Source organism: Paenibacillus sp. FSL F4-0125, from assembly GCF_038008565.1.
Lineage (GTDB): Bacteria > Bacillota > Bacilli > Paenibacillales > Paenibacillaceae > Paenibacillus_AQ.
Genome location: NZ_JBBOZJ010000001.1, coordinates 6545014 through 6570532 on the forward strand (window position 1 = coordinate 6545014; position 25519 = coordinate 6570532).

Here is a 25519-nt window from a genome sequence, read left to right on the forward strand (position 1 = left end):
CAACCTCTCTCCCTTAACTAACTTGTCTATGATTGTTTACTAGCACTAGTGCCTGATTAGGCGCAAGCAGTAAGCTTTCGAACACCTGACCTACGCTGCTGTCCGTTAAGGAACTATCCAGTGTCACGGACATTGGGTATCGACCAGGTACGGCAGCCTTTAAATCGACTTGGCAGGAAGTATCAGCACTCAAGTTAAAGCAGCATAGCAGCGTCCGATCCCCGTGCATATATCCATACAGAACAGTACCCTCCGGGGACTGAGCCACGAAAAAATTCTCTGGTTGAACTAGCTGACGCCAATCTTTCTTGAATTCACTTAGCTCCGTCAGCAGCGGCAGCATCGGTGAAGGATTGGTCCAATTAATCTGCATGACGTTAAAAAAAGCACGAGAAATCTCTTCTCCGTTCGTGTTGTCTCCAAGACCGCAGTTGAGGGGTTGCTCTTCATTCATTTCATAGCCCGTCGTCACATACGGAATGGCGTTCGGAAGAAATTGATTAAACACCGCGATCATTCGAGCAACGTCTATACCACCACGGCTTGTGATTCGGGGAGTATCCGCCGTCTCTGCACAGGCAAACACATGAATGTTCAACTCCGGCAGCTCCTCTAAGAATGAAACGAGATTCTCCTTAGTAATCTGCGTCATAACGTTCCATCCGCTGCCTAACATAATGTTGTAACCGGTGCTCGCTGCCTTCTTGTGGTTACGATTGAACAAATCTTCGCTGATCAAGATTGCATTCGGATTCAGCTGTTTAATCGTATTAAAAATTCGAGTCAGCAACGGTGTTGGAAGCACATGTCCGATGTCGATGCGAAAGCCGTCAATTCCATATTTTTCGAGATTAAACCGTACGGCCTCCTCCAGAACATCCCAGAGCTCCAAATTCGGCTCCTCTCCAGGATAGTCATTGCATTTAATCGTATCAAAAAGGACATATGGCGCCTGATCCGGACTTATAAGATGTCTCACTTGTGGAGAAAAGTCCTTGTATAGGCGTAAAAACGTAATGTCTGTCCAAATCGGCTGCACATCATTTATCCAATCCGAATGCGCTGGAGCAGTCGTTATTCCCATCTCTCGCTCCACCAAAGTTAATATCTCCTCCCCAGTTCTATCAGCTCTCTCTTTTAATTGCTGCCAAAGGATTGGATGAAGTTCATTGGGTGGCAGTGAGAACTTCCGCAGAAATGCTGCGGTCTCCTGGCTTTGATAGACCGTCTCCAATTTGTCAGGCGTACACTCCTCAAAAAAACCAAGCTCAGGAATCGGTGGCGGCGCAAAGCCTTCTAATTCATCCATCTTGATCCAATACACCCATTCAGGATGTTCGTTAATGAACGCGCTGTTTTTCGCCGTTACACGGGGAATGAAATCAACAACGGTCTTAATATCAAGTAAATGACAAGCTTCTACCAAAGCGCTAAGCTCATCGTGGATCGTGAGCTCTTCCATACCATCCAACAAACTATCATGCAGGTTCTGGTCCAAGTGAAATAACGACTGCACCGCGTAAGGTGATCCGATATCCCCCTTCAGATTTAACTTGCTGTACTGGTTCACAGGAAGCATGTATAGAATATTGATGCCCATTTTTTTTAGCAGCGGCAGAAGAATAAGGAATCTTAAAAAAGTACCCGATTCGATTGTTCCATCATGGTTGTAATCCCAAGCCGTCGAATACCGAATAAGTGAGGAGTAGATCGCACTGTCGTCCAGATTCGTGCGTTCCTTGAGCAAATACCTCCACGAAAGCTTGTCCACATACTTCAAATGCTCCGTCATAAAATCATACGGATGTACACAGATTTCACCGTCTTTTTCAAAAAGAACACGCTCATACTGGCACTCATTCCACACTGCAGGTATCCAAATAGGCTCCACGTCTTTATCCCTGTGTGTAGACAAGTAGTCCTGAACTAGCCTAAATTTGCTGTCGTTGCTCATTATCAGTGCCACCTCTCATTGATTGTAGGATTTCGTTTAGGGAACAAAAACCGTCTTTACGGTTTCACTCCTAACCACCTTCAAAGAGTTCAACTCATAGCCGATCAACTCGTCTATCGCTGCTTCATGCTGACTGAGCCTAACTTTTCTAGTTACCAGCTTCTCCAGTTCAGGTGTTTCAGCGGCAAACCGCAAAGCCTCCTCGAACATGTAGCGGTATTCGCCTGCCGCAATAATTTTGATTGCAAGCTGTACGAATTTGGTAGGAGAAAAGGTATACCGGTACTTTGCATTAATACCAAAAGGAACGATACGCCCCCCACGCTCAATCCACTTCTCTGCCATTTCGAGCTGTGTCCCCACTGTGTCGATAATCAGATCAAACTTATGTCCCTCGCAGATTTCATCCACAGTAGCTTGATTTAATTGGGAAGGTGTCAGAGCGAAATCTGAAATCTCTCTGGCAAAAGCCAACCGATAGGGATTAATTTCTGTCGCTACCGTGAGCGCGGATTTGGATTTACTCACAATTTGACTTAACAGTCCCATCGGACCCGATCCAAGAATGAGCACCTTATCCTCTGCTGAGACGTTAGCCTCTTTGAAATTGTGCAACACACAGGCAAGTGGCTCGATCAAGACTGCCGTCTCCCAGCTCATATGATCAGGAAGGAGGTGTGCAAACGTTTGTGCAGTAGCATAAAAAAAAGTGAATGTCCCGTCTCGATTCAATCCAGCAATAGGCATTCCATTTCCATCCTGACCTGTACATAGGTGCGGCTGTTCCTTCAAACAAAAATAACATTCATTGCAGCTTTGATTCGGATCGATAACTACACGGTCCCCCACCTTAACACGGTCAACGTTACTGCCGATTTCGACTACAGTCCCTACAGCCTCATGACCGCGAATGACCCCTGATACTCCTTCCTCTTTACCGGTTACGACTGCTAGATCTGTTCCACAAATACCTGTCATCTCAATCCGGATCTTAACTTCATCCGGGGCTGTGATCTGTGGCTCTTCCCATTCGCATAGCTCCAGCTTATGATTGGATGTCCACACCAGCGCTTCCATACGCATACTTCCTTTCTGTTTGTGTTATCCATATTCGCCCAGAATATATCATACCCCCCATGTAAAAGTAAGGTGAATATTGTCGTAAAATGCTATAGCTTACATTTTTATATAAATTTCATATAAGTAAGCGCTTTAAAATATATTCAAACCGTTTCGATCCTTCTTATTCAAAATCAACTATCTCCTCTTCCAACATGAAAAAATATGTTACTCTTACTGAGTACATGACTATTTATTCATTCTTATTGATAATAATTGTTTACTCTCAGAAATCTAAAGAAAAAGGGTGATACATCATATGGTATTTGCATTTCTGTGTATATTCGCACTGTACGCGGCAACTAACTATTATATCGCGAGAAAGATTTTTAAATGGCTGCAACATATATTTCCAAATGTAAACGGAATTATATATGGAGTCATCTACAGCTTATGTGCGTTAACAATCATAATTAATTTACTATTGTCCTCTTCAGCTATGACGACCGATTCAAGCATCGTTAACTTTTTGGGTCAATTCGGGGACTATTGGATGGGGATCTATTTCTATTTGCTCTTGCTATTGATCCTTTCAGATATAATCTTACTGGTTAGTAAGTGGGTTAAAATTATCCCCTCTCCTACACCAGCGCGTGTTATTTTTCATACAAGATCAGTAGTGTTAGTTCTAGTCATAGGGTTGGTGTCTTATGGGATTTATAATGCGAATCAGTTAAAAGAAGTCACTTATCCGATCCAAATTCATAAAAACACCTCATTAGATCATTTAAATATTGTTCTGATCAGCGACTTACATTTGGGCTACATAAATGATGTGAAATTTATTGAAGACGTTGTTGATCGTATTAATGGATTACAGCCGGATATTGTGTTAATGACAGGGGATATCTTTAATGGTAACTACTACGCGCTCTCTAATCCTTCCAAAGGAATGGAGTTATTAAGTACCCTTCAGTCCACCTATGGAGTTTATGCTTGCTTAGGCAACCATGATGCAGGACGATCATACGATGAGATTGTGAACTTTATAGATAAGAGTAATATTAAACTTCTAAATGATGAGCATGTTGTTATAGATAATCAATTCGTTGTTATTGGTAGGAGGGATTCATCACCGATTGGCAATCAAGGAACCCCTAGAGCAATTACTTCCGAAGTGATGAGTAAGATTGATACAAATATGCCCGTTATCGTAATGGACCATCAACCAACGAATATGATTCAATACGGAGATGACGTCGATCTAATCATTAGCGGACATACGCATCAAGGACAAGTATTCCCTGGAAACCTAATCACCAACGCTATGTTTACAGTAGATTATGGCTACTATCAGAAGAATTCGAACAGTCCTCATGTCATCGTTACATCTGGTGCAGGGACTTGGGGACCGCCATTACGCATTGGCACGAATAGTGAGATAGCACTGATTAAGGCTGAGTTTAAATAATATGATTTCTTGAAAAAAGCGGATAGTCTTAGGACAAGAATTAACGTCCTAGACTGCCGCTTTTTATTGTTTCACTCACTTCATTCTGACTTAGAATAGCTATCGGTTCCCCATATCCTCCTGCAGCGTAGTCTAGCGCTTATAAATACCTTCTTTTATACATCAAGGTAATCTGCCCCGCTATGTATTCCGCACTATATTGGCTGCCATCCTTAATCCACCACAAAATAATCCCAAGTAGTGATGCTGCAATTATATCAACAGAGACTACTTCTTTATTGGGGTCTATGTTTCTGGCGTTTCTTCGTTTTTCGACAGTATTCTTTAACAGGTTGGTCAAGTGGTTTTTGAAGCCTTTGTGCTCCATCAATACAGCAAAAACTTTCCGGTATTCATAAAAATAATTTAAAAATGTGACCAACTGCTCCTGTTCATTGCTGCTCTTCATTTGTAATAGCGGTTCAACCTTCATGGACAGGTCATCAAAGATTTCATGTACAATCTGGCGCAATAAATCGTTAATATCCTCATAATGCAAATAAAACGTAGCACGATTCAGTTCAGCACGGTTGGCGATTTTTTGGACGGTTAATTGAGAAATCTCCACATTGTCGGCTAACAATGAAAAAACAGCGTTCTTCAGCATCTTTTTTGAGCGAATGGCTCGTGGGTCAATTCTTTTATGTTCAGACATTTCATCCCTCTATTATCGTTTATATAGTATTTCATCAACTAATTTACCCATTCTGTCGATTAGTCGACATTTTCAATAAAATTGCAAATAGGAATACCGTTTAAATGCTGATATGATTTATTTTATCGACACTATGTCGAAAAAGCAATGAAGAGAGGCCTGCACCATGCAAGAAGACATTAAGAAAATAAATAAAGGAATCCTACTAACCATCCTAATTTTTGGTTGTTTCTTATCCACACTCAATCAGACACTTTTAAATGTCGCCTTAAGTAGGCTGATGGATGTCTTTGATGTTACGGCAACAACCGTACAATGGATTTCAACCGGATTTATGCTGATCAACGGGATTTTGATTCCAATTACGGCCTACTTAATGAAACGTTTTACAACACGTCAATTATTTATAAGTGCCATGTCATTTTTATTAATCGGTTCGATTATTTGTGCAGCGGCGCCGAGTTTAGTCTACTCTTAATCGGACGAATGATCCAAGCTGCGGGTGCTGGCATAATAATGCCGCTCATGATGAGTGTTGTGCTCGCCATCTTCCCCGTTGAGAAACGTGGCAGTGCTATGGGACTGCTCGGACTGGCGATGATATTTGCTCCTGCTATAGGGCCGACTCTTGCGGGATTTGTTGTCGAATACCATTCTTGGCGCTGGTTATTTATCGGCCTCATCCCACTTGTCATCCTTGTTATAGCGTTGGCATTCAAGTATTTAGTGAATGTATCTGAGACCTCTAAGTCGAAGCTTGATGTAGTAAGTGTTCTTTTATCAACCGTCGGATTCGGCCTGATCTTATACGGCTTCAGTAGTGCAGGCAGTAAAGGCTGGGACGATGCAATAGTGATTCTGACCTTAGGGATTGGGATTGCTGTAACGGCTGTATTCTGTATAAGACAAATCAAGTCTGATGATCCACTGCTAAACTTGTCTGTCTTCAAAAATAAAGTCTTTACGATGACGTCTCTTATTAACGTATTGATCACGATGATGATGTACGCAGATATGATTTTATTGCCTATTTATCTGCAAAATGGCCGTGGTTTCACAGCGTTTGATGCAGGATTGCTCTTGCTGCCGGGGGCACTTGTAAATGCGTTCATGTCGCCCGTCACCGGAAAATTATACGACCGTTTTGGTGCCAAGCCGCTATTCATTATTGGTTTACTCTTTATTATTCCATCTATGTGGGCGGTAACCGATTTGTCTCAATCGACAACCTATATGTATCTAATGATTCGTACCATTGGTCTCCGAATTGGATTAAGCTTCATCACTATGCCACTCAATACAGCCGGACTAAATGCGTTGCCCAAACAACTAGGTACGCATGGTACAGCAGTGAACAATACCGTTCGTCAAATTGCCGGAGCTATTGGTACTGCTGTCGTAATTACAATTTATACAGTGCAGGCAACAAGTCATGCGGCCACAGTGATGCAGAGCAATCCCTCTACTACTCCTGAAACCCTTAAATCCCTAGCATCCATTCTAGGGGCGAGTGACTCCTATTACTTCATGATGATTTTATCCGTTGCCGCTTTTGTTATAACATTATTTATGCCTATGAAGAGCAAGATCACGATTGAAAAGAAAGCAAACCTAGCTAGCGAAGAATAGACTCATAAAGTGGAACGTCAAAAGGACAGCTGCTCGCTGTCCTTTTGCATTATTCTCATAGCTATTTTCAGCTCACTAGCTTTAGTTTCAGCCCCGCATCCCCTAGTAGCCGCTACTTAATGTCTGCCTCACACTAGCTTAATTACTTTTCCCCTTCTTACCTCTAATCGAATACAGGATGAATAATAAAATAAACCAGATCGGAGTACACAATAAAGCCGGGCGTGTCTCTCCAGCGAACAGCATAATGATCAGTATTCCAGCGAACAAGGTTAAGACAATATAATTAATAGCCGGTGTGAACGGTGCTTTGAATTTGGAATTCATCTGTAAATCTGGCCGGGTTTTCTTGTACTTAATATGGCAGATGAGCACAATGCCCCACACCCATATAAAACAAATGGCGCTAATCGTTGTCACGATTCCAAAAGCCTGCTCCGGAATAAGTTTACTCAACAGAGCTCCTACAGATATGACAATTGTAGAAATGAATAACGAGTTACCTGGTACATGGTTTTTATTCAGTTTGCCCAAATGAGGAGACGCCTGGTTATTTCTACTCAAATTATAGAGAATTCGGCTTGTTGAGAACATCCCACTATTACAAGCGGAAGCCGCTGAGGTTAGTACAACAAAATTAATAATCCCTGCGGCAATTGGAATCCCTACTAAAGTAAAGGTTTTTACAAAAGGACTTTCTGCCGGACTAAGCTCCGTCCAAGGGTTAATGCATAGCAGGACGAAAAGCGCGCCGACATAGAAAAATAGAATCCGTAAAGGAATTTTATTAATTGCAGACGGGATATTTTTCTCCGGATCCGCTGTTTCCGCTGCTGATACACCCACCAACTCCACACCGACATAAGCAAATACAACCATTTGAAAAGAGAATAAGAAGCCTGATATGCCGTTCGGAAAAAAGCCCCCATGCTCCCATAGATTCCGTATCGTCACCGATCCTGCATCCGTCTTAAACCCTATGATCAGTAAAATGACCCCAAGACCAATCAAGGCGAGAATCGTAATTACCTTAATTAAAGCAAACCAAAATTCGAGTTCCCCAAAACTTTTTACAGTTAATAGATTAAGTCCTAATAACACGACTAGACAGGCTATGGCAGGAACCCATTGCGGGATATCAAACCAATATTGTACATATACGCCAACAGCGATGACATCAGCCATAGCCGTCATGATCCAGCAAAACCAATAGGTCCAACCGGTAATGAATGCGACCCGTGATCCAAGGTAGTCTTCAGCAATATCCGTAAACGATTGATAGCCCGCTTTAGATAATAGGAGCTCTCCCAGTGCTCTCATCACAAAAAACACAGCAATACCCACGATTAAATACGTGATCATAATAGATGGGCCTGCCTTCTCTATCGCCTTGCCTGATCCCAAGAATAATCCTGTACCGATGGTGCCGCCAATAGCAATAAGTTGAACATGCCGATTGGCCAGCTCTCTCTTTAATTCTGGTTGTACCATACCTAGTTCCCCCTTGTGAGTACAATAAATTGGAATAAAAAAGAGAGATTGGATGTCATCCAATCTCCCAGATCGTAAGAATATCAAATAATATTTGCCTACTGATGTCGATCAGCATGACAAATATATATTCAGTACTCTTCTGTCCTTTTGCCTGAGATTGTGAACCCTTCGGCGCCGCGGAATTTCCGCGGTCTCTCCAGAAGCTGCTCCAGCTAAAGTGTAATCCTTAGCCATCATAGCTCGTGAATTATGAAGTTGATAAAGCGGTAACGCAGTAAAGCTGTTCTGATATTCTAACATATTACTTCTGATGTGAGTGTTAATCTGTGATAAAAGTCTCAAGAATTTAAAGTAAGCCTCATGAACATACTACTTTTTGAAAAACAAAAAGCTAAAGGAGTATGCTAATGAAAGCCGCTGTAGTAAAACAATTTAAAGAAAAGTTAGAACTACAAGACGTACCTAAACCAAAACCCGGACACAAAGAAATCCTTGTCCATATTCAGGCATGCGGAGTGTGTCATACTGATTTGCATGCTGCTCATGGCGATTGGCCTGTTAAACCGAAACTGCCTCTTATTCCCGGACATGAAGGCGTTGGCATTATTGAAGAAATAGGTGAAGGAGTTACACACTTAAAGGTAGGGGACCGAGTAGGAATTCCGTGGCTGTATTCTGCTTGCGGTCATTGCGAATATTGTCTCACAGGAAGAGAGACCCTTTGTCTGGATCAGCAAAATTCCGGATATTCCGTAGATGGCGGATATGCAGAATATTGTGTGGCAGCTGCCGATTATGTAGTGAAGGTTCCTGATAATCTAAGCTTCATTGAAGCGGCACCTTTATTTTGCGCTGGCGTTACGACCTATAAAGCTTTGAAAGTATCAGGTGTAAAGCCAGGTGAATGGGTAGCTATTTTCGGTATCGGAGGATTGGGTCATCTAGGTGTACAATATGCAAAGGTGATGGGAATGAACGTAGTGGCCATCGACACTTCAGATGAAAAGATGGAGCTTGCGAAACAGCTTGGTGCAGACAAAACCGTAAACGCATTAAAAGAGGATGCGGCCGACTGGATTCAGAAAGAAATCGGTGGTGTTCATGGAGTCGTTTGTACAGCAGTGGCGAAAAAAGCATTCGACCAAGCCTACCGGGCCATTCGCCGCGGCGGTACCTGCGTCATGGTTGGGCTGCCTCCTGAATCCATGGATGTTCCGATCTTTGATACGGTTTTAAACGGTACAAAGGTAGTCGGTTCGATAGTCGGCACTCGCAAAGATTTACAAGAAACATTACAATTCGCTGCAGAAGGAAAAATCAAAACCATTATTGAGACACGTAAGTTAGAAGAGATTAATGAGATCTACGATCTTATGTTAGAAGGCAAAATCAATGGTCGAATCGTCCTTGATATGACGAAATGATCAAGAATCTAATTAGAAATTGTAACAATAAACCCGATAGAGAACACATTGATAAGTGTTCTTTATCGGGTTTAACCATACATTTCATAGAGATGATGTGTAAATTTATGCCTAATTATTAGTGTACTATTTTATAACTCTACCAGCTGAACCTTACCTAAGTTGAGCAGAGGATTATGATAGCAAATTAATTTTTTTGTATTATACTTCACATGCACCAATATTTTACAGTGATAAGCTTACTAGTATATGCCTTATACCACTTTAGGAGGTAATATAATGAGCAAATACGACGAAGCTATGATGCTGCTGGAAAAACAAGTCGGTAACAAGGACGGTCTGATCACTCTGTCCACCATCGCGCTGGAACCGGGGGCTAACGGCAAAAGCCGTCCTGCCGCCCGCATTGTGGACGCCTATTATGAGGACGGCGCGTTCTACACTGTCACTTACGCGACCTCAGGTAAGATGCAGCAGATCGCCCAAAACCCCGAAGTCGCTGTTTGTATCATCGTCGAAAACTTTACGGCCGATGGTATCGGTGAAAACCTGGGCTGGGTATGTGACGAAAAAAACGCCGAAATGATGACAAAGCTGCGTACAATATTCGCCGAGTGGTATAACGAGGCCAATAACGACGAAGACCCTAACACCTGCCTGCTGCGCATTCGCCTGACAAAGGGCCTGTGGAATGACGCCCATAAAGGGATCAGAAATGAGATTGATTTTATCAATAAGACGGCAATTTAATGAATGAAAATAGACATTTGATAGCAGATAATTTTGCTCAAAGGGAGTGTCCGCACACTTCCTTTTTTCGTGTTACGCATTAAACGTCTAAGAAGACGCCTTCCCAGTTTGCAGTTCATCACGTAGACGCCTAATGTCCTTGACCGGGGGATGGCCATACATACGCGCGTATTCGCGACTAAAGTGCGAGGGGCTTTCATAGCCGACTTGAAAAGCGGCGTCAGCCGCTTCTATTGCTGTTGAATAGAGCAAACGGCGCGCCTCCTGGAGCCTTAGCTGCTTCTGATACTGGATCGGGCTCATTGCGGTTACTTCCTTGAAGTAATAATACAAAGACGAGGCGCTCATACCGGCCTCAGCAGTTAATTCGTCAATGTGCAGGGGCATCGCGAAATCGCGGTTTATCCGCTTGATCACCATTGTGATTCGCTGCGCATGGCTACCTAGCAAGGCAAACTGCTTGAGGACGGTGCCCTGCTCGTCCTGAAGAACCCGGTAAACAATCTCCCGTATCGCGTACGGTGCAAGTACCGGAATATCGTCCGGTGTATCTAACAGCTGGACAAGCCGCAGTAAGGCGTCATGAAGCGTATCGCTCATCCGGTTTATGTACAGCCCGCGCCCAGATTGAGGCTTAGCTCTCTCGACTGTAACGGAGGCTTGGATAACTTCAAGAATTTGGTCCATGTCAAATTGCAGCTGAAGGCTTAAATACGGCGTTTCCGGTGCAGCCTCCATAACCTGTCCGGTAATCGGCAAATGGACGGAAGCCACCAAATAGCTGTTTGGGTCATATCGGTAACTCTCCTGACCCAGCATAACGAGCTTCGAGCCCTGGGCCACAACGCACAGCGAGGGTTCATAGACTGAATAGACCGGCTCGGATGCCCGGGAAGAGCGAGTGAAACGCAAGGCAGGAATCAACGTCTCATGGGTGCCGTCTTGTTTCGCGAACCGCTCGATCATTTGTACTAATTGTTCCTTCCGCTTCACGGATCTTTCACCCATTCGATCTTCCCCTTATTTGTTGAATTTAACAACTTAACTTTATATTATTTTGGAGGATTAGGCAATAAAAGCGGACCATTTGTCTACCGCCTTTTTTAGAATCCGTTCATAATGAAATTGTGGATAAGTGATCCACTTGGAGGTTATGACAATGATTAAGGTCCTAGAAGGAGTGAGTGAAATGAATAATACCGAACATGAAAATCGGCAACCCTATGTTGGCATGTGGGTGACCGCGGACGGCTATATCCGGCACGAGCTGCTGCCAAGCAGAAGGTACGACGAAGCCCGCGGCGACCGCAAGAGCGCTTATCAAGGAAAATATACCATCGAAGGCAATCATATCGAATATGTAGATGATACAGGCTTTACAGCAGATGGGGATTTTGTCGACGGGGTGCTGTACCATGGAGGTATGGTCCTGTATCGGGAAGAACACAAAGAGGGGGGCAAGAAATAATGTCTGCACTTAATGAAAAAGTTATTGTTATTACTGGGGCAAGCAGCGGGATCGGAGAGCAAACAGCCCGTCTACTCGCAAGTAAGGGCGCTCATATTGTCATCGGGGCCCGTCGTTTGGAAAGACTGAAGACCTTGGTATCTGACATTCGGGCGGAAGGAGGTTCAGTCGAGTATCAACAGCTCGACGTGACGGATCTTGATCAGATGAAAGCGATCGTCCTCATGGCGCAGAGTCGGTTCGGACGGCTTGATGTTATCGTAAACAATGCTGGGGTGATGCCGCTCTCACCAATCGAGGCTTTAAAAATCGATGAGTGGAACCGCATGATCGATGTTAATATACGTGGCGTTCTTCATGGCATTGCTGCCGGACTACCGATCATGAAGGCGCAAGGTTTCGGCCAATTCGTAAATGTGGCTTCCATCGGTGCCTATGAGGTGTCCCCGACCGCGGCGGTCTATTGCGCTACCAAATATGCCGTTCGGGCTATCACCGAAGGATTACGGCAAGAGGTAGGGAGTACTATCCGTGCAACCCTCGTGTCACCGGGCGTGACGGAGTCTGAGCTTGCCGACAGCATCACAGACGAAGGGGCAAAGCAACTAATGAAGGAGTATCGCCGTATTGCTCTTCCAGCCTCCGCCATCGCCCGCTCCATAGCATATGCAATCGAGCAGCCAGAGGGCGTCGATGTGAATGAGCTCGTTATCAGACCGGCTTCGCAGCTTGTTTAAACAGCAATAAACAATTATCTATTTGTAATATGTGTATCTTGGATAATAGTAGGTAAAAAACATAAATTGCATAACAAAGAGAACAACCCATGGGCTGTTCTCTTTGTTATGCCTCAGAAGCAGGTGAACGAGCGGATTTGATTCAAATCAATACCGAAGTACCCCCAGAATAAACCGAACCATCTGAACCCTGCTATTGAATTACGCCCGACGAATACTGGGAAAAACCAGAATTGCTCGCCGTTATTCAACCAAACGTATGTGTTGCGGAACATGCAGCGTCTGATCGAACCGGGGTCAATGGCAAATGTAGTAGCCGACATTTGCGGTACGAATTGTGTAGGAGGAGCCGTCGGCGCTTGAACACCTCCCGGCGTTGGAAAAAATCCCATATGTGATCGCTCCTTTCAATGATTAGGCATAATCATATGCATTCGCGGAAAGGTCGCTTGGGCTAACACATAGGAAAAACAACAATAAGTTCTACTATAGCCATTATCAGAAAACCAATATAGACGATGATCCACTTCTGATTATCATTAATTGGACTTCTCTTAGGCCTGGCTCCTGTTCATTTTTTAAGAGTACAGAAAAGCTGTCCTGCATACGCAGAACAGCCTTCTCTTAACAGAATGTTTGAATAACTTAGAATTACAGAAAGCCTAATCAGCTACCACTCGTTCTGGCCACTCTGTCGGCGATGGCCAGTCTGTCGGCGATGGCCACTCTGTCGGTTCTGGCCACTGCGTCGGTTCTGGCGACGGTGTCGGTTCTGGTGACGGTGTCGGTTCTGGTGACGGTGTCGGTTCTGGCGACGGCGTCGGTTCTGGCGACGGTGTCGGTTTCGGCGACGGTGTCGGTTTCGGCGACGGTGTCGGTTCTGGCGACGGTGTCGGTTTCGGCGACGGTGTCGGTTCTGGCGACGGTGTCGGTTTCGGCGACGGTGTCGGTTCTGGCGACGGTGTCGGTTCCGGCGTCGCTGTCGGTTCCGGCGTCGCTGTCGGTTCCGGCGTCGCTGTCGGTTCCGGCGTCGCAGTCGCTTCCGGCAACGGTGCTGGTTCCGGCGTCGCTGTCGGTTTTGGACTGACAACTGGTACTGGCGTCGCTGTCGGCGACGGCGATGGTAAAGACGGCAGAACGATTTTAGCTGCTTGCTTGGCCGCTTCATAAGAAGAAAGCACTAACAAATCACGTGTCGCATTTCCTTTGCCGCCGAACAAACCACTCGCATCATTGCTCAGAAGCTTAAGCTGTAATGCAACAGCAACATATCCTTGCGCCCAGTCCGAGATGCTCGTGTCATCTCCCTTTATCTGGTCGTCAACAGGCTTCCCGAGACCTTTCACAAGGAAAGCAGCGAGCTGCTCCTTCGTAACTTTCCCTGCAGGATCAAAATTACCAGCTCCTACACCGTCCGTGATTCCCGCAGCCTTAATCGCTTCAATATAAGGAAGTGCGTAATGGTTAGTAGGTACGTCATTAAATGATGGTATACTCGGCGCCTTCGTCGTGTCCAGTCCGTAGATCAACGCGGCTACCTTGGCAAACTGCGCCCGGTTCATTTCTTCCTTTAACCCGAATTGCGAGGCTCCTACACCCTCGAATACGCCCGCTGCAATCATCGCATCAAATTTCGCTTTTGTTATAGCATCCAAATCTTTTAAATCGGTGAAATCGGCCGAAGATCTCACCGCCCCTACATTCAACCCACCGGTCAAGCTAATGACCGTACAAAGCGCCAAAGCTGTAATCCAACCCTTCATTTTCATTCTCTTATCTCCCCATCGCCAAAATAAAATTCCCTATTTTGTCATTATATGATAAATGTTATCGCGTTAATAGTGTTATTTTTCATAGATTTCCCCCAGCTTGCGCAGATTTTGCATCTTGGTTCTCAGCTTCTTCCACGCTTTCCGGATATATATCGACAAAACTCAATTCAATGTCGAGGAAATAAAAAAAAGGACCAATATAGATCTGGCCCCTATCCATCTGACGTATGTGCTTAACTAATAATTAATGATTTAGATAAATGACAGAATCCTACTTAACTCCCTTACGGCGATTAGAAATATCAAGCCAAACGGCGACAACAAGAATGGAGCCTTTAACTACGTACTGCCAGAAGGATTCTAATCCCATGAGTGACATCCCGTTATCGAGGGTAGTCATCACCAATGCGCCTATGATGGCACCTATTACTGTGCCAGCACCGCCCATTAATGAGGTTCCGCCGATGACACATGCGGCAATTGCATCCATTTCCGCCATATTACCGGCAGTGATGGTCGCAGAGGCTAGGCGGGATGTCAGGACAATAGCTGCAATCGAAGCCAGCAGTCCATTGAGTACAAAGATCAGCATCGTCTTCCGCTTAATAGGAATACCCGACAGACGGGCAGCCTCCATATTCCCTCCAATGGCATAAATATGACGTCCAAACGTAGTCTTGGTCGAGATAAAATAGAAAATGATCGCCAATACAATAACGAGAATAATAGGAAAAGGAATCCCTTTGTAATTGTTCATAACGAATACGAATGATACTACCAGTAAGGAGAGGAAAGAAACCTTTATGATATCTACTCCGAGCGGTGCAACCTCAAAGCCGTATTTTTGCCGTGAACTGCGTTTCTTGAATGCGCTCCAGAGTAGAAATCCCACGGCCAGCAAACCGATTACGATACCGAACCCTTTAGCAAAATAGGCATTTCCCAGCAATCCAAGCACCGGATCGGATATAGGAATCGTCTTGGATTCGGTGACACCCATTAACACGCCGCGGAACACCATCATGCCGCCTAAAGTAACGATGAAGGCAGGAATCATTTTGTAAGCTACAAGCCAGCCTTGAAGCAGACCCAGTACCGCTCCGGCAACCATGGTCGCCAGAATGACGATAATCGCCGGCATTTCCAGCCAATTACTCAATATAGCGGCGATTCCTCCGGTTAAGCCTACAATCGAACCTACCGAGAGATCAATATGAGCCGCTACAATGACAAGTACCATTCCGATAGCCAATATGGAAGTAACGGACATCTGGGTAAATAAATTAGATAAATTTCGCGAGGTCAAAAAGGTAGGATTCAGAATGCCAAACAATACCCATAGCAATACCAGAGCTCCAACCATGGTATAGGCGCGTACGTCCATTTCACCAAACAAGCTGCTCCAGAGTGACTTTCGGGTCGCAGGGACATCTGTTCTATCTTGGAGTTCCTTTTGAAGCTGCATCATTATTTACCTCCCGCAGCGGCGATCATGATGTTCTCTTGGGTAGCCTCACGCCAATGAAATTCCTTAACGAATTCCCCTTCGCACATCACCATAATCCTGTCACTCATACCCAGCACCTCCGGCAGCTCTGAAGAAATCATAATAATGGCTACACCTTGATCTACCAACCGATTCATAAAATTATATATTTCGTATTTCGCTCCAACATCGATTCCCCGGGTAGGTTCGTCCATAATCAGGATTTTCGGGTCAGACATCAGCCATTTTCCAAGGACAACCTTCTGCTGATTCCCCCCCGAAAGTGTAGCTACCAACGTTTCCAACGAAGCGGTTTTCGTCTTCAGGTCCTGCACATACTGGCGTCCCCATTTGATTTCTTCATTCTCGTTAATGAAACCAAGCTTCGATATCTTGCCCAATGTAGCCATCGTAGTATTTTGTTTCACATCCATGCCCATCACCAGTCCTTGACGTTTGCGGTCTTCGGTCACTAGAGCAATTCCTGCTTTAATAGCTTCAGCAACGGATTTAATCTTCACTGTTTTCCCTTCGATTTGTACTTCTCCCTCAGCCCTGCCTTCATAAGCCCCGAAGAGGCTACTGACCAGCTCTGTTCGTCCTGCGCCCATAAGTCCGGCGATTCCAAGAATCTCACCTTTTCGCAATGTAAAGTGAATATCCCTGAGCACTCTCTGATTACGCTTCTCAGGATGCCACACGTTATAATGACTAACCTGAAGCATAATGTCCCCTGGTGTATGGTTTACTCGGGGATATCTCTCCGTCAGTTCCCGGCCAACCATGAGGGATACAACCTGGTCATCATCCGTCTCTTTACGATCCAGAGTCGCTATGGTACGCCCATCGCGAAGTACCGTGATGGAATCTGCAAGAGCAAAAACCTCCGGCATTTTGTGCGAGATATATATACAGGAGACACCCTCACTGCGCAGCTGATTCAATATCCCCATTAGGATTGAAACTTCACTTTCAGTTAAAGCGGCGGTTGGCTCATCGAGAATCAGAATTTTTGTATGCTTGGAAAGTGCTTTTGCGATTTCAACCAGTTGTTGCTGACCAATTCCAAGATGACCAATTTTGACGTTTGGAGAAATATTCAGCCCTACCCTTTTCAACCACACAGAGGCATTATGGTATAGTTCATCCCACTGAATAACTCCGCGCCTGCACGGCTCAGCCCCCAGAAATATATTCTCGCCTACAGTCATCTCCTTCACTAGGGCAAGTTCCTGATGAATGATGGCGATCCCGGCTTGCTCAGCATCCGTTATCTGGTGGAACTGCCTGCTTTGACCCTCAATAATAATTTCACCGCTATAGGTTCCAGCCGGATAGAGACCACTTAGCACCTTCATCAGGGTTGACTTTCCGGCACCATTCTCCCCGCAAAGGGCATGGATTTCTCCCTTCCTAACCTTAAAATTTACATGGTCCAGCGCCTTAACCCCGGGAAAATCTTTACTGATGTCTGCCATTTCTAATACATGCATCATGTCCGCACCCTTTCTGACCAGAAATCAGAAGAGAGCGGAACCCTAGAGTTCCGCACTCCCTTCTGACTAGTTATTGTTTGGGCCATTGGTCCTTAGGAACGTTCTTGTATACATCCTCCAGCTTGTGGAAGCCGTCTTTGATAAGGACGTCTAAATTATCCTTATTAACCGCGATGGGATCGAGCAGTACGGAAGGAACATCAATCTTCCCGTTATTAACCGTCTTTTCCGTGGTGATCTTTTCACCTTTGGCAGCAGCCATGGCCATCTCTGCAGCTTCTGTGGCAATCGCATTAATCGGCTTATACACGGTCATCAGCTGTGTACCTTCCGCAATCCGCTGTACGGCGGCCAAATCCGCATCCTGTCCGGATACCGGAATTTTCCCAGCCATTCCCTGGGCGGTTAAGGCTTGAATCGAACCCCCGGCAGTGCCGTCGTTAGCTGCTACCACGCCCTGCACATCATTGTTGTTCGCAGTCAGAGCATTCTCCATATTCTTAAGAGCCTCTTCCGGCTTCCAATCCTTAGAGAACTGGTCATACACAATCTTGATATCCCCTTTCTCTTCAAGAGGCTTCAGGATATTCATGGCACCTTCCTTGAACATATGGGCATTGTTGTCCGTGTCCGCTCCGCCGATATAGACGATGTTACCTTTCGGTGCCTTTTCGATCACCGCTTTGGCCTGAAATTCTCCTACCCGTACATTATCAAAAGATATATAGTAGTCCACATCTGCATTATTGATCAGACGGTCGTAAGCAATCACCTTGATGCCTTCTTTATGCGCCTTTTCTACAATCGGTGCTGTCGCTTCAGCATTGTGGGCAATAACGACAAGCACGTTTACTCCCTGAGAAATTAATTGCTCGGCTTGACTCATCTGTGTAGCATCATCTCCGTTGGCCGCAAGTACCTTCACTTCCCCTCCAAGCTCTTCTACTTTAGCCGTGAAAATATCGCGGTCCTTTTGCCAACGTTCCTCTTTCAAAGTGTCCATCGACATCCCGATAACAATTTTATCTCCGTCTTTTGCGACCGTCTTCCCCTTATTTCCGTTATCCCCATTGGAGACCAATCCACAGCCTGCAAGTGATGATGCCAATAACAGAGCTACCCCTAAACGAACTACTTTACCGTATTTTCTCACTCTTTCATCTCCTCTTTTCCCCAGCCAGAATAATTGGTATCGCTTACAAAAAAGCTTAGCACGGGAGTGAATCCAGCGGTGTATTCAATACCAGCACTTCTTTACTCTCCATCTTCACTTCATTGTTGCCTCCTGGAATGAAAGCCAATTGCGATTCTTTCACAGGACAATTTGGGTATAAAACACAAAAAAGTCCTTGTCGATTAACAAGGACTTTTCTTCTCGATTTGCTGCCGGTATTCGCTTGGCGTAATTCCTGTCGCTTTCTTGAAGACCCTGCTAAAATAATTAGGGTCCTTATAACCGACCTCGTAGCATATTTCTTTTAGACTGAGACCTTGCTCCACAATCAATTGCTTAGCCTCCTTAATACGAAGTCCGGTAACATGATCGATAAAGGTCTCTCCTGCATGCTGCTTGAATAACTTACTGAAATAATGCGGGCTAAGATTTACATATTCCGCAATTTGCTCCATTGAGATGTCATCCTTATACTTTTGCTCAATATAGAGAAGCGCCCTCCGGAACACATGTGAGCGACTCTGCTCCCGTTCTTCTCTCAAGCCATCGATGAAGGAATCGAGCCAATATAATGCACTTTTACGAAGAGCATCGCTATCTTCCGTTGCACTCAGACACGCCATCAGATTGGCGCCTTCACCTGATTGAACCGCGCGGCATAGAAACATCAGAAGCCCTATGACCTCTACGCGCAAGGTCGTAAATGAACCCAGGCTCTTGCCTTCCAAAATGGAATATAAAGATCCGAATTTCTCCGCACTCTCCTGTTTATTATGCCGCAGCAAAGCATCTAACAGCTTCTTTTCATCATCCAGCGAGATCATTGTCTGCCCTGAGCTCAGGAGCATATCATCGTAATGCCTTACGTTCAGGAGTAAGTTATCCTCCGCACACACCCGAACGGCTTCACGGTAAGATCGGCTGATTCCATCCCAAACCTCCCGGACCGGTCCAATTCCTACCGAAAGGGATAAGTGGAACCGCTCCTCAATCCCCCTCCTAATACGCTCTCCCCATTCCAAAGAATGAATACGCTGGGAATAACCGTGACTGCCGGGTGGAAGAGGTATGAATAAGGCCATCTGATGCCCAACGATAGGCCCGACGATCGGGGACAGATTGGGCTTCGTAAAATGCTTAACCGCTTCATAAACTTCCCGTTTAAGCACTTGAAATTCGTCCCACTCCTTTTTGGATTTCCTGGAAAAAGATAATACCATTGCGTAACCCTTATGCCACTGTAGGTTTAATAGAGCGGCCAACTGTTCGAGCTCCACTTCCTGCACCGACTCCAGCATAAGCATAAGGGAGAGCTCGTTCTCGGCTAGCGGAATCAACTGTGACAGTTTCTCCTGAAGCTCCAATTGCTGATTTCGCAGATATTTCTCTTCTTCTTTTTCTGTAATCAACAGCTGTAATACATGAAGTATCTCCTCAGGTCTTGCCGGCTTAAGCAGATAATCCCTGACACCCAGAGCCAGCCCCTCCTTCGCATAGGAGAAGTAGTCATGAGCCGTGATTATCACAATTTTCGTTGAGGGAACGATGGAAGAAATATGACGTACAGCCTCAAGCCCTTGAATTCCAGGCATCTTAATATCCATAAAGATAAAATCAGGACGTTCCTCTTCCGCAATCTGTATGGCCTTCCTTCCATTATCCGCATGAAGGAAATGAAAGGTGTCCGGCAGAATGTGCCTAATCATTAGCTCCAGACCCTCTCGTTCCAGCGCTTCGTCATCCGCAATAAGTAAGCTGAACATGAGTCACCATCCTTTCTCGTCTTGTCATGTAGTTGCCGTGCGATAGGGAATTCTGAACAAGACGGCGGTCCCTTTTCCCTGGGCGCTATCGATTTCGATTCTCTGCTCTCCGTTGAAGAATAAATGTAATCTTTTGAATACATTATGTGTCCCCAGCCCACTTGATTGGCCCCTCCTGTCAAAGCCAGGAGCCTCCTCTACGAAGGATTTGAGAAGTAACTCAACAGTCTCCCTGCTCATACCTGCACCGTTATCTCGAATCTCAATGCCTATACCTTCATCCATATATTCAATGGTAAGCCTTAACTCGCCGCCCTCTTCCATCTGCTCTACCCCGTGTATGAATGCATTCTCCAGAATAGGCTGCAATGTCAGACATGGAACCATTCCATCCAGTACTCTCTCATCAATTTCCATTACAAAAGAAATCCGGTCACGAAACCGTGCCCTCTGAATGTTGATATATTCGGTCACATTTTCGACCTCCTCACGTAGCGGCACCGCTTGATCCAGCTTTTGCAGGTTATATCTCAATAGGCGGGATACCGATACCGTAAGATGGCTTGTCTTTACGGCTCCTTCGATATAAGCCAGCTTGGTTATAGAATTAAGGGTATTGAACAGAAAGTGCGGATTAATTTGACTCTGAAGCATTTTGAGCTCCAGTTCCTTAACCAGGCGATCCTTCTCTAAGCTCTTGATATTATCCGCCATCAAACTCTGAATATTATCGATCATGCCATTAAAGGTTCGACACAAGATGCTAATCTCATCATTGTTAATGCTCTCTGGTGCCTTGGTGTCCATTCTCCCTTTCGCTATTAACTTGGCCGTTGCTACCAGGCGCCGGATCGGCCCCGTTATACTATTCGACAGCCATATGGCCAAAATGATGCTAAGCGCTGCGACAGTAATGACCAGTTGTGTTCCTAGCGCATTCAATTTATCCGTGGTGACCATAATTTCCTGATATATTGGCTTATACTGGTCCAGCTCAATATCGACTAATCCCTGAGCCTCCTCACGTATAAAGCGCTCGGTATTCTCCGCTTCGATGTAAGCTCCCGCCATAGTATTAGAATCTTGATCGTCGATCTTGCCAATCATAGTTTCTACTTGCGCTAAAAACGTATCAATAATATTTCGATAATTGACAAGCGGCAGTTCGCTACCTCCGATCGTCTCCAATCCATCGAGTTCTTGTCTCAGTCCCTGAACTCCACTCAGGTGTTGTTCCACTTCAGGAAAGCTATCCGCATCAACTTGCATGATAAACCGGTTCATTGATCGCATAATCTCCCCGACCTCATAGGACACTTCCTTATATAATAAGATACGATTCATCATTAAATGATAGCTTTGCTGCACATTCTTACCGCTTTGAAACAAAAAAAAGGAAACCGTGCTCATCAAAACCACAAGTAGCGGTATACAAACCAACAGCTTTTGGCGGATACTCACAGGCCTTCTCCCTTCTGGGCATTATTCTTGTCTAATACCATTACCTCTGTATAATATTCAGAACGTAAGGCTTTTCCCTGAAAATGCTCATAAAGCAGCTTAACTGCTGTATCCCCCATTAAAAAGGGCTGCTGTGCTATAGTCGCCTTGATCTCCCCCCTGAGAATACCGTCAAGCGTCTCTTCTTGATTATCGAAACCAATAATCGTAAGATCATCCCGTTTCAAGCTCTTCGCCGCCTGAAGAACACCAAGGGCATCTGTTGCACTGGTACCCACCATGATCGTAATATCCGGGTAGGCCTTCAGCATACCCGCTGCTTGTTGAATGGCTTCCATATGTGAAATGTTGGAGCTGCGAACATCCACAATCTTCAGACCTTCGTATTGCTTCACTATATTGTTTAGTCCTTGCAGCCGTTGCAGCTGATTCTCGGCAAGCTCACTCCCGATAATGACGCCTATAGTTCCGGAGCCGCCTGTAGTCTCTACAACAAGACGCCCCATACTCTCACCTGCCGCCTCATTATCCGTGCCGACATAAGCTAGTCTATGGCTAGCCGGAGCATCGGTATCGATGGTTACAACAGGAATTCCACGCTGTACAGCCTTATCAATGACTGGAGTAAACCTCTCCTCATTCAGCCCCTGGACAATAATTGCATCCACATGGGCAGCAATCGCTTTTTCCAGCAAGTGAATCTGCTCATCCATGTTGTTGCGAACCGGACCGGTAAATTCAATATCTATTCCGTACCTTTCCGCGGCCTCCTCTGCACCCTTCTCAACCATTTCCCAATAAGGATGATAACGTTCCTGCTCAATCAGTACGATGTGATAACGGTGTCCTGAATTTCCGGGATGGCCATGTAATTCCTGAACGATCGTACCCATCTTACCGGATTGACGAGCAAATCCAAAAAATTCATACGCCAGTAATACTATTAGTAATACAGCCACACAAGACAGTCCTTTTTTATTCATACTGATTCACCTCATCCATATCCTATCCAATGCTGGAAGCGTTTTCAATCCAAAAAGGTAACCACTTGATTTAGTTTCTCTAGCTCGCTTGGGGCAATCTTCAATGTCGATCCTGGTTCTCCCGTACCTCCGTAAACAAATGGATATTGTAGAAGCCCTCTATCAATGATACAAGGCAAAGAAAGCACTAAGGAGACGTTGCCAACGGTGTATCCCGTAATTTGCTGGACTTCTTTTGGGGTTGCCAATTTCAATTGGTCGCATCCTAAAAGGGCTGACATTTCCTCTAAATTTACATGCCCACGATTTCCAGAAACAATCATTGCAAAGTATCCTTTTTCTGACTTGAGAACTAATGTAGGAGCTGTTTGGCCTATTTCAATTCCAAAATATTCTGCACCTTCCTGTGCTGTACGAATCTGTTTTTCATGATGAATAATTTCATACTGGACTCTTTTTTCTTGCAAAATCGCTGTTAATTTATCCATAAACAGGATTACCCCCCATCATTATATCGTTCACATCTTTACATATCCCTCTATCACGGTTCACCGCTAGCCAGTAACGGCGAGTTTTATTATAACCGTTTTGTGCATTGATCCGGTTATGAACGACTGTGTATGTTTAAAGCGACATAGAAACTCTATGCTCGATGACATGAGGCTAGGTTTTGGAAAATCCGTTATTTATTTTATTGAGGAGGATAATTAATGCGCGAAATCAAACTGAGAAGATATAAGCTGCTTGCCGACTTTGAGAAAGTCCGTAAGTTCCTTGAGGATGTGTATGATATCGAGACATTAAACAGTTACCTGCTGCCGCAATTTTTCGAGTATGCACATACCCATCCGGCTTTTAACCATAAGTTGACGCACCGTTTTGGTCTTTGGGAAGAAGCCGGAGAGCTCGTGGGAGTGGCTTGCTATGAAATGAATATCGGAGAAGCCTTTCTAAGCGTTAGAAACAAATGTAGCTTTTTACTTCCGGAAATGCTTCGGTATGCTGAAAATGAGCTTTCAAACTTTAAGGACGGCAAGCGGAGCCTCAGCGTTTGGATCACCGACAAGGAGCCTGAAAAACAAGCCTTATTACATCAAAATGGCTATCAGAAGTCACACACGGAGCCGGTCACGATTTTTACTTATGACAAACCGTTTTTGGATACCGTGCTGCCAGACAGGTTTTCCGTTATGTCCCTTGAAGATGAAAATGACTACGGGAGAATAAATGCTTGCCTGTGGAAGGGCTTTGATCATGGCAACACGCCAGATGACAACCCCGATGATCAAATGCTTATGCAAAGCGGACCCAATTTCCAGCGTGATTTGAGTACAATCATTAAAGCTCCAAATGGAGATTACGCCTGCTTTGCCGGTATGCGGTTTGACGCCAAGAATAAATATGCCTACCTTGAGCCATTGGCTACCGTCCCTGAATACCGGCGTATGGGGCTTGCCACCACTGCACTGACCGAGGGAATGAGAAAAACTAAAAAGCTGGGCGCAAAGTATTGTTTTGGAGGTGTAGTGGAGTTCTACACCGCCGTTGGCTTTGAAACCATCTGTAACAGAGAATTATGGAAAAAAGCATGGTGATAAATATGTCCGAAAAAAATACTCATGCCCAGTCGAATTTATCAATTATTAACTATAGTGTTATTATTAGTTAATTGCAACTGCTAGAGTTAGTGGGCAAAGAACTAATACATGAATGGGAGATGGAATAAAATGAGACAACTCTCTTTAGGAAAATCAGGACCACAGGTAAGCGCTCTATGTCTTGGATGTCTTAACTTCGGTACAAATACCGACAAGAGCCTATCGTATCGGCTACTGGATCAATATATGGATGCGGGAGGCAACTTTTTGGATACCTCCAATAACTATGCCTTTTGGAATGGAAGTGGATTAGGAGGGCAAAGCGAAACCTTACTGGGAGAATGGATGAAGGAACAAGGAAACCGAAATCGCATCTTTCTGGCAACTAAAGTTGGAGCGAATCCCACCATACCCGGTGCTGGTTTCTCTTCTAAAGAAGGGTTATCGAAAATGGCCATTCATAAAGCGGTCGATGATAGCCTGAAAAGGCTACAAACCGATTATATAGATTTGTATTACGCCCATATCGACGATACGGATGTCCCACTGGAGGAAACGCTCGAAGCTTTTAATCAATTAGTAGAATCCGGCAAGGTAGGCGCCATCGGATGTAGCAACTATTACACCTGGCGGCTTGAAGAAGCAAGAAGTATTAGTCAATCTCGCGGTTTTGCTCACTATCAATGTATTCAGCAGAGATATACTTATTTGCGCCCTAGACTAGGCGCTGATTTCGATGTACAGCTTAGCGTTTCAGAGGAGATGCTCAAATATATAAACACCCATGAAGAAATTGCTTTACTTGCCTATTCGCCTCTGTTGAACGGTGCATATAGCCGACAGGATCGTCCAATTCCAGTACAATATGCTGGTCTGGATGCCGAAGCAAGGATTGCCGTATTGCAACAGATAGCCGAAGAAACAAGTGCAACATGTAATCAGGTAGTACTAGCCTGGATGCTGAGCAATTCTCCAGTTACCCTTCCATTAATTGCAGCAAGCACTCCAGAACAGCTTCAAGAGAACCTGTTAGCACTTGATGTGGCACTTACTCCGGAACAGATTCAAAGGTTGAATGAAGCCACTTATTAAGACAGCTCAGAGGG

The 25519-nt window shown here is 44.9% G+C and carries 21 protein-coding genes, 1 pseudogene and 1 riboswitch; of the genes and pseudogenes, 8 read left to right on the plus strand and 14 right to left on the minus strand.

Annotated features, from left to right (window positions below):
• Positions 1 to 13: 13 nt before the first annotated feature.
• Positions 14 to 1954, minus strand: a complete 1941-nt coding sequence (locus NST74_RS29195) for an alpha-amylase (protein WP_341115718.1) — start codon at positions 1952 to 1954, stop codon at positions 14 to 16.
• Between the two features lie 36 nt (positions 1955 to 1990).
• Positions 1991 to 3031 (minus strand): zinc-dependent alcohol dehydrogenase, encoded by a 1041-nt coding sequence (locus tag NST74_RS29200; RefSeq protein ID WP_341115719.1) that lies wholly within the window; start codon positions 3029 to 3031, stop codon positions 1991 to 1993.
• 301 nt (positions 3032 to 3332) lie between these two features.
• Here NST74_RS29200 and NST74_RS29205 point away from each other — a divergent pair, with 301 nt between their 5' ends.
• Positions 3333 to 4484 (plus strand): metallophosphoesterase, encoded by a 1152-nt coding sequence (locus NST74_RS29205; RefSeq protein ID WP_341115720.1) that lies wholly within the window; start codon positions 3333 to 3335, stop codon positions 4482 to 4484.
• 139 nt (positions 4485 to 4623) lie between these two features.
• Here the strand turns inward: NST74_RS29205 and NST74_RS29210 are convergent, their stop codons facing one another.
• A complete protein-coding gene (locus NST74_RS29210; RefSeq protein ID WP_341115721.1) occupies positions 4624 to 5178 on the minus strand; it encodes a TetR/AcrR family transcriptional regulator in 555 nt (184 codons plus the stop codon).
• A gap of 166 nt (positions 5179 to 5344) precedes the next feature.
• Here NST74_RS29210 and NST74_RS29215 point away from each other — a divergent pair.
• Positions 5345 to 6807: pseudogene (locus NST74_RS29215) on the plus strand (DHA2 family efflux MFS transporter permease subunit).
• A gap of 138 nt (positions 6808 to 6945) precedes the next feature.
• On the opposite strand, the gene NST74_RS29220 reads toward NST74_RS29215, so the two are convergent.
• Positions 6946 to 8298 (minus strand): amino acid permease, encoded by a 1353-nt coding sequence (locus NST74_RS29220; protein ID WP_341115722.1) that lies wholly within the window; start codon positions 8296 to 8298, stop codon positions 6946 to 6948.
• 132 nt (positions 8299 to 8430) lie between these two features.
• A riboswitch (glycine riboswitch) is annotated at positions 8431 to 8511 on the minus strand.
• Between the two features lie 197 nt (positions 8512 to 8708).
• Between NST74_RS29220 and adhP the strand changes: the two genes are divergently transcribed.
• Positions 8709 to 9725, plus strand: a complete 1017-nt coding sequence (adhP, locus tag NST74_RS29225; RefSeq protein WP_341115723.1) for an alcohol dehydrogenase AdhP — start codon at positions 8709 to 8711, stop codon at positions 9723 to 9725.
• Positions 9726 to 10004: 279 nt separating this feature from the next.
• Positions 10005 to 10475, plus strand: coding sequence for a pyridoxamine 5'-phosphate oxidase family protein (locus tag NST74_RS29230; protein WP_341115724.1), 471 nt, complete (start codon positions 10005 to 10007; stop codon positions 10473 to 10475).
• Positions 10476 to 10562: 87 nt separating this feature from the next.
• Here NST74_RS29230 and NST74_RS29235 read toward each other — a convergent pair whose 3' ends face one another.
• Positions 10563 to 11483, minus strand: coding sequence for an AraC family transcriptional regulator (locus NST74_RS29235; protein WP_341115725.1), 921 nt, complete (start codon positions 11481 to 11483; stop codon positions 10563 to 10565).
• 181 nt (positions 11484 to 11664) lie between these two features.
• Here NST74_RS29235 and NST74_RS29240 point away from each other — a divergent pair, with 181 nt between their 5' ends.
• Both NST74_RS29240 and NST74_RS29245 read left to right on the plus strand, forming a co-directional pair.
• Entirely contained in the window at positions 11665 to 11943 is a 279-nt protein-coding gene (locus NST74_RS29240) for an Atu4866 domain-containing protein (protein ID WP_341115726.1), read from the plus strand.
• On the plus strand, positions 11943 to 12680 hold the full coding sequence (locus tag NST74_RS29245) for an SDR family oxidoreductase (RefSeq protein ID WP_341115727.1): 738 nt from the start codon (positions 11943 to 11945) through the stop codon (positions 12678 to 12680). Before NST74_RS29240 ends, NST74_RS29245 begins: the two co-directional genes overlap by 1 nt.
• 113 nt (positions 12681 to 12793) lie before the next feature.
• On the opposite strand, the gene NST74_RS29250 is transcribed toward NST74_RS29245, so the two are convergent.
• The 9 genes from NST74_RS29250 to NST74_RS29290 form a co-directional block, all read right to left on the minus strand.
• Positions 12794 to 13072 carry a transporter gene (locus NST74_RS29250; protein WP_341115728.1) on the minus strand — a complete coding sequence of 93 codons (279 nt, stop codon included), beginning with the start codon at positions 13070 to 13072 and terminating at the stop codon, positions 12794 to 12796.
• A gap of 270 nt (positions 13073 to 13342) precedes the next feature.
• A complete protein-coding gene (locus NST74_RS29255) occupies positions 13343 to 14449 on the minus strand; it encodes an S-layer homology domain-containing protein (protein ID WP_341115729.1) in 1107 nt (368 codons plus the stop codon).
• A 274-nt stretch (positions 14450 to 14723) separates the two neighbouring features.
• Positions 14724 to 15917: a sugar ABC transporter permease gene (locus tag NST74_RS29260; protein ID WP_341116020.1), complete on the minus strand. Its 1194-nt coding sequence runs from the start codon at positions 15915 to 15917 to the stop codon at positions 14724 to 14726.
• Positions 15918 to 15919: 2 nt separating this feature from the next.
• Positions 15920 to 17431: a xylose ABC transporter ATP-binding protein gene (locus NST74_RS29265; protein WP_341116021.1), complete on the minus strand. Its 1512-nt coding sequence runs from the start codon at positions 17429 to 17431 to the stop codon at positions 15920 to 15922.
• Positions 17432 to 17504: 73 nt separating this feature from the next.
• Positions 17505 to 18587: a D-xylose ABC transporter substrate-binding protein gene (xylF, locus tag NST74_RS29270; RefSeq protein WP_341115730.1), complete on the minus strand. Its 1083-nt coding sequence runs from the start codon at positions 18585 to 18587 to the stop codon at positions 17505 to 17507.
• Between the two features lie 203 nt (positions 18588 to 18790).
• The gene (locus NST74_RS29275; protein ID WP_341115731.1) at positions 18791 to 20371 is read right to left on the minus strand and encodes a helix-turn-helix domain-containing protein; all 1581 of its coding nucleotides are present in this window, start codon (positions 20369 to 20371) and stop codon (positions 18791 to 18793) included.
• A gap of 24 nt (positions 20372 to 20395) precedes the next feature.
• A complete protein-coding gene (locus tag NST74_RS29280) occupies positions 20396 to 21832 on the minus strand; it encodes a sensor histidine kinase (RefSeq protein WP_341115732.1) in 1437 nt (478 codons plus the stop codon).
• Positions 21829 to 22815: a sugar-binding protein gene (locus tag NST74_RS29285; RefSeq protein ID WP_341115733.1), complete on the minus strand. Its 987-nt coding sequence runs from the start codon at positions 22813 to 22815 to the stop codon at positions 21829 to 21831. The genes NST74_RS29280 and NST74_RS29285 overlap by 4 nt, the downstream gene beginning before the upstream one ends.
• Positions 22816 to 22859: 44 nt before the next feature.
• Entirely contained in the window at positions 22860 to 23303 is a 444-nt protein-coding gene (locus NST74_RS29290) for an aminoacyl-tRNA deacylase (protein ID WP_341115734.1), read from the minus strand.
• Between the two features lie 222 nt (positions 23304 to 23525).
• On the opposite strand from NST74_RS29290, the gene NST74_RS29295 reads away from it, so the two are divergent.
• Both NST74_RS29295 and NST74_RS29300 read left to right on the plus strand, forming a co-directional pair.
• Positions 23526 to 24410, plus strand: a complete 885-nt coding sequence (locus NST74_RS29295) for a GNAT family N-acetyltransferase (protein ID WP_341115735.1) — start codon at positions 23526 to 23528, stop codon at positions 24408 to 24410.
• A gap of 132 nt (positions 24411 to 24542) precedes the next feature.
• Positions 24543 to 25505: an aldo/keto reductase gene (locus NST74_RS29300; protein WP_341115736.1), complete on the plus strand. Its 963-nt coding sequence runs from the start codon at positions 24543 to 24545 to the stop codon at positions 25503 to 25505.
• Positions 25506 to 25519 lie beyond the last annotated feature (14 nt).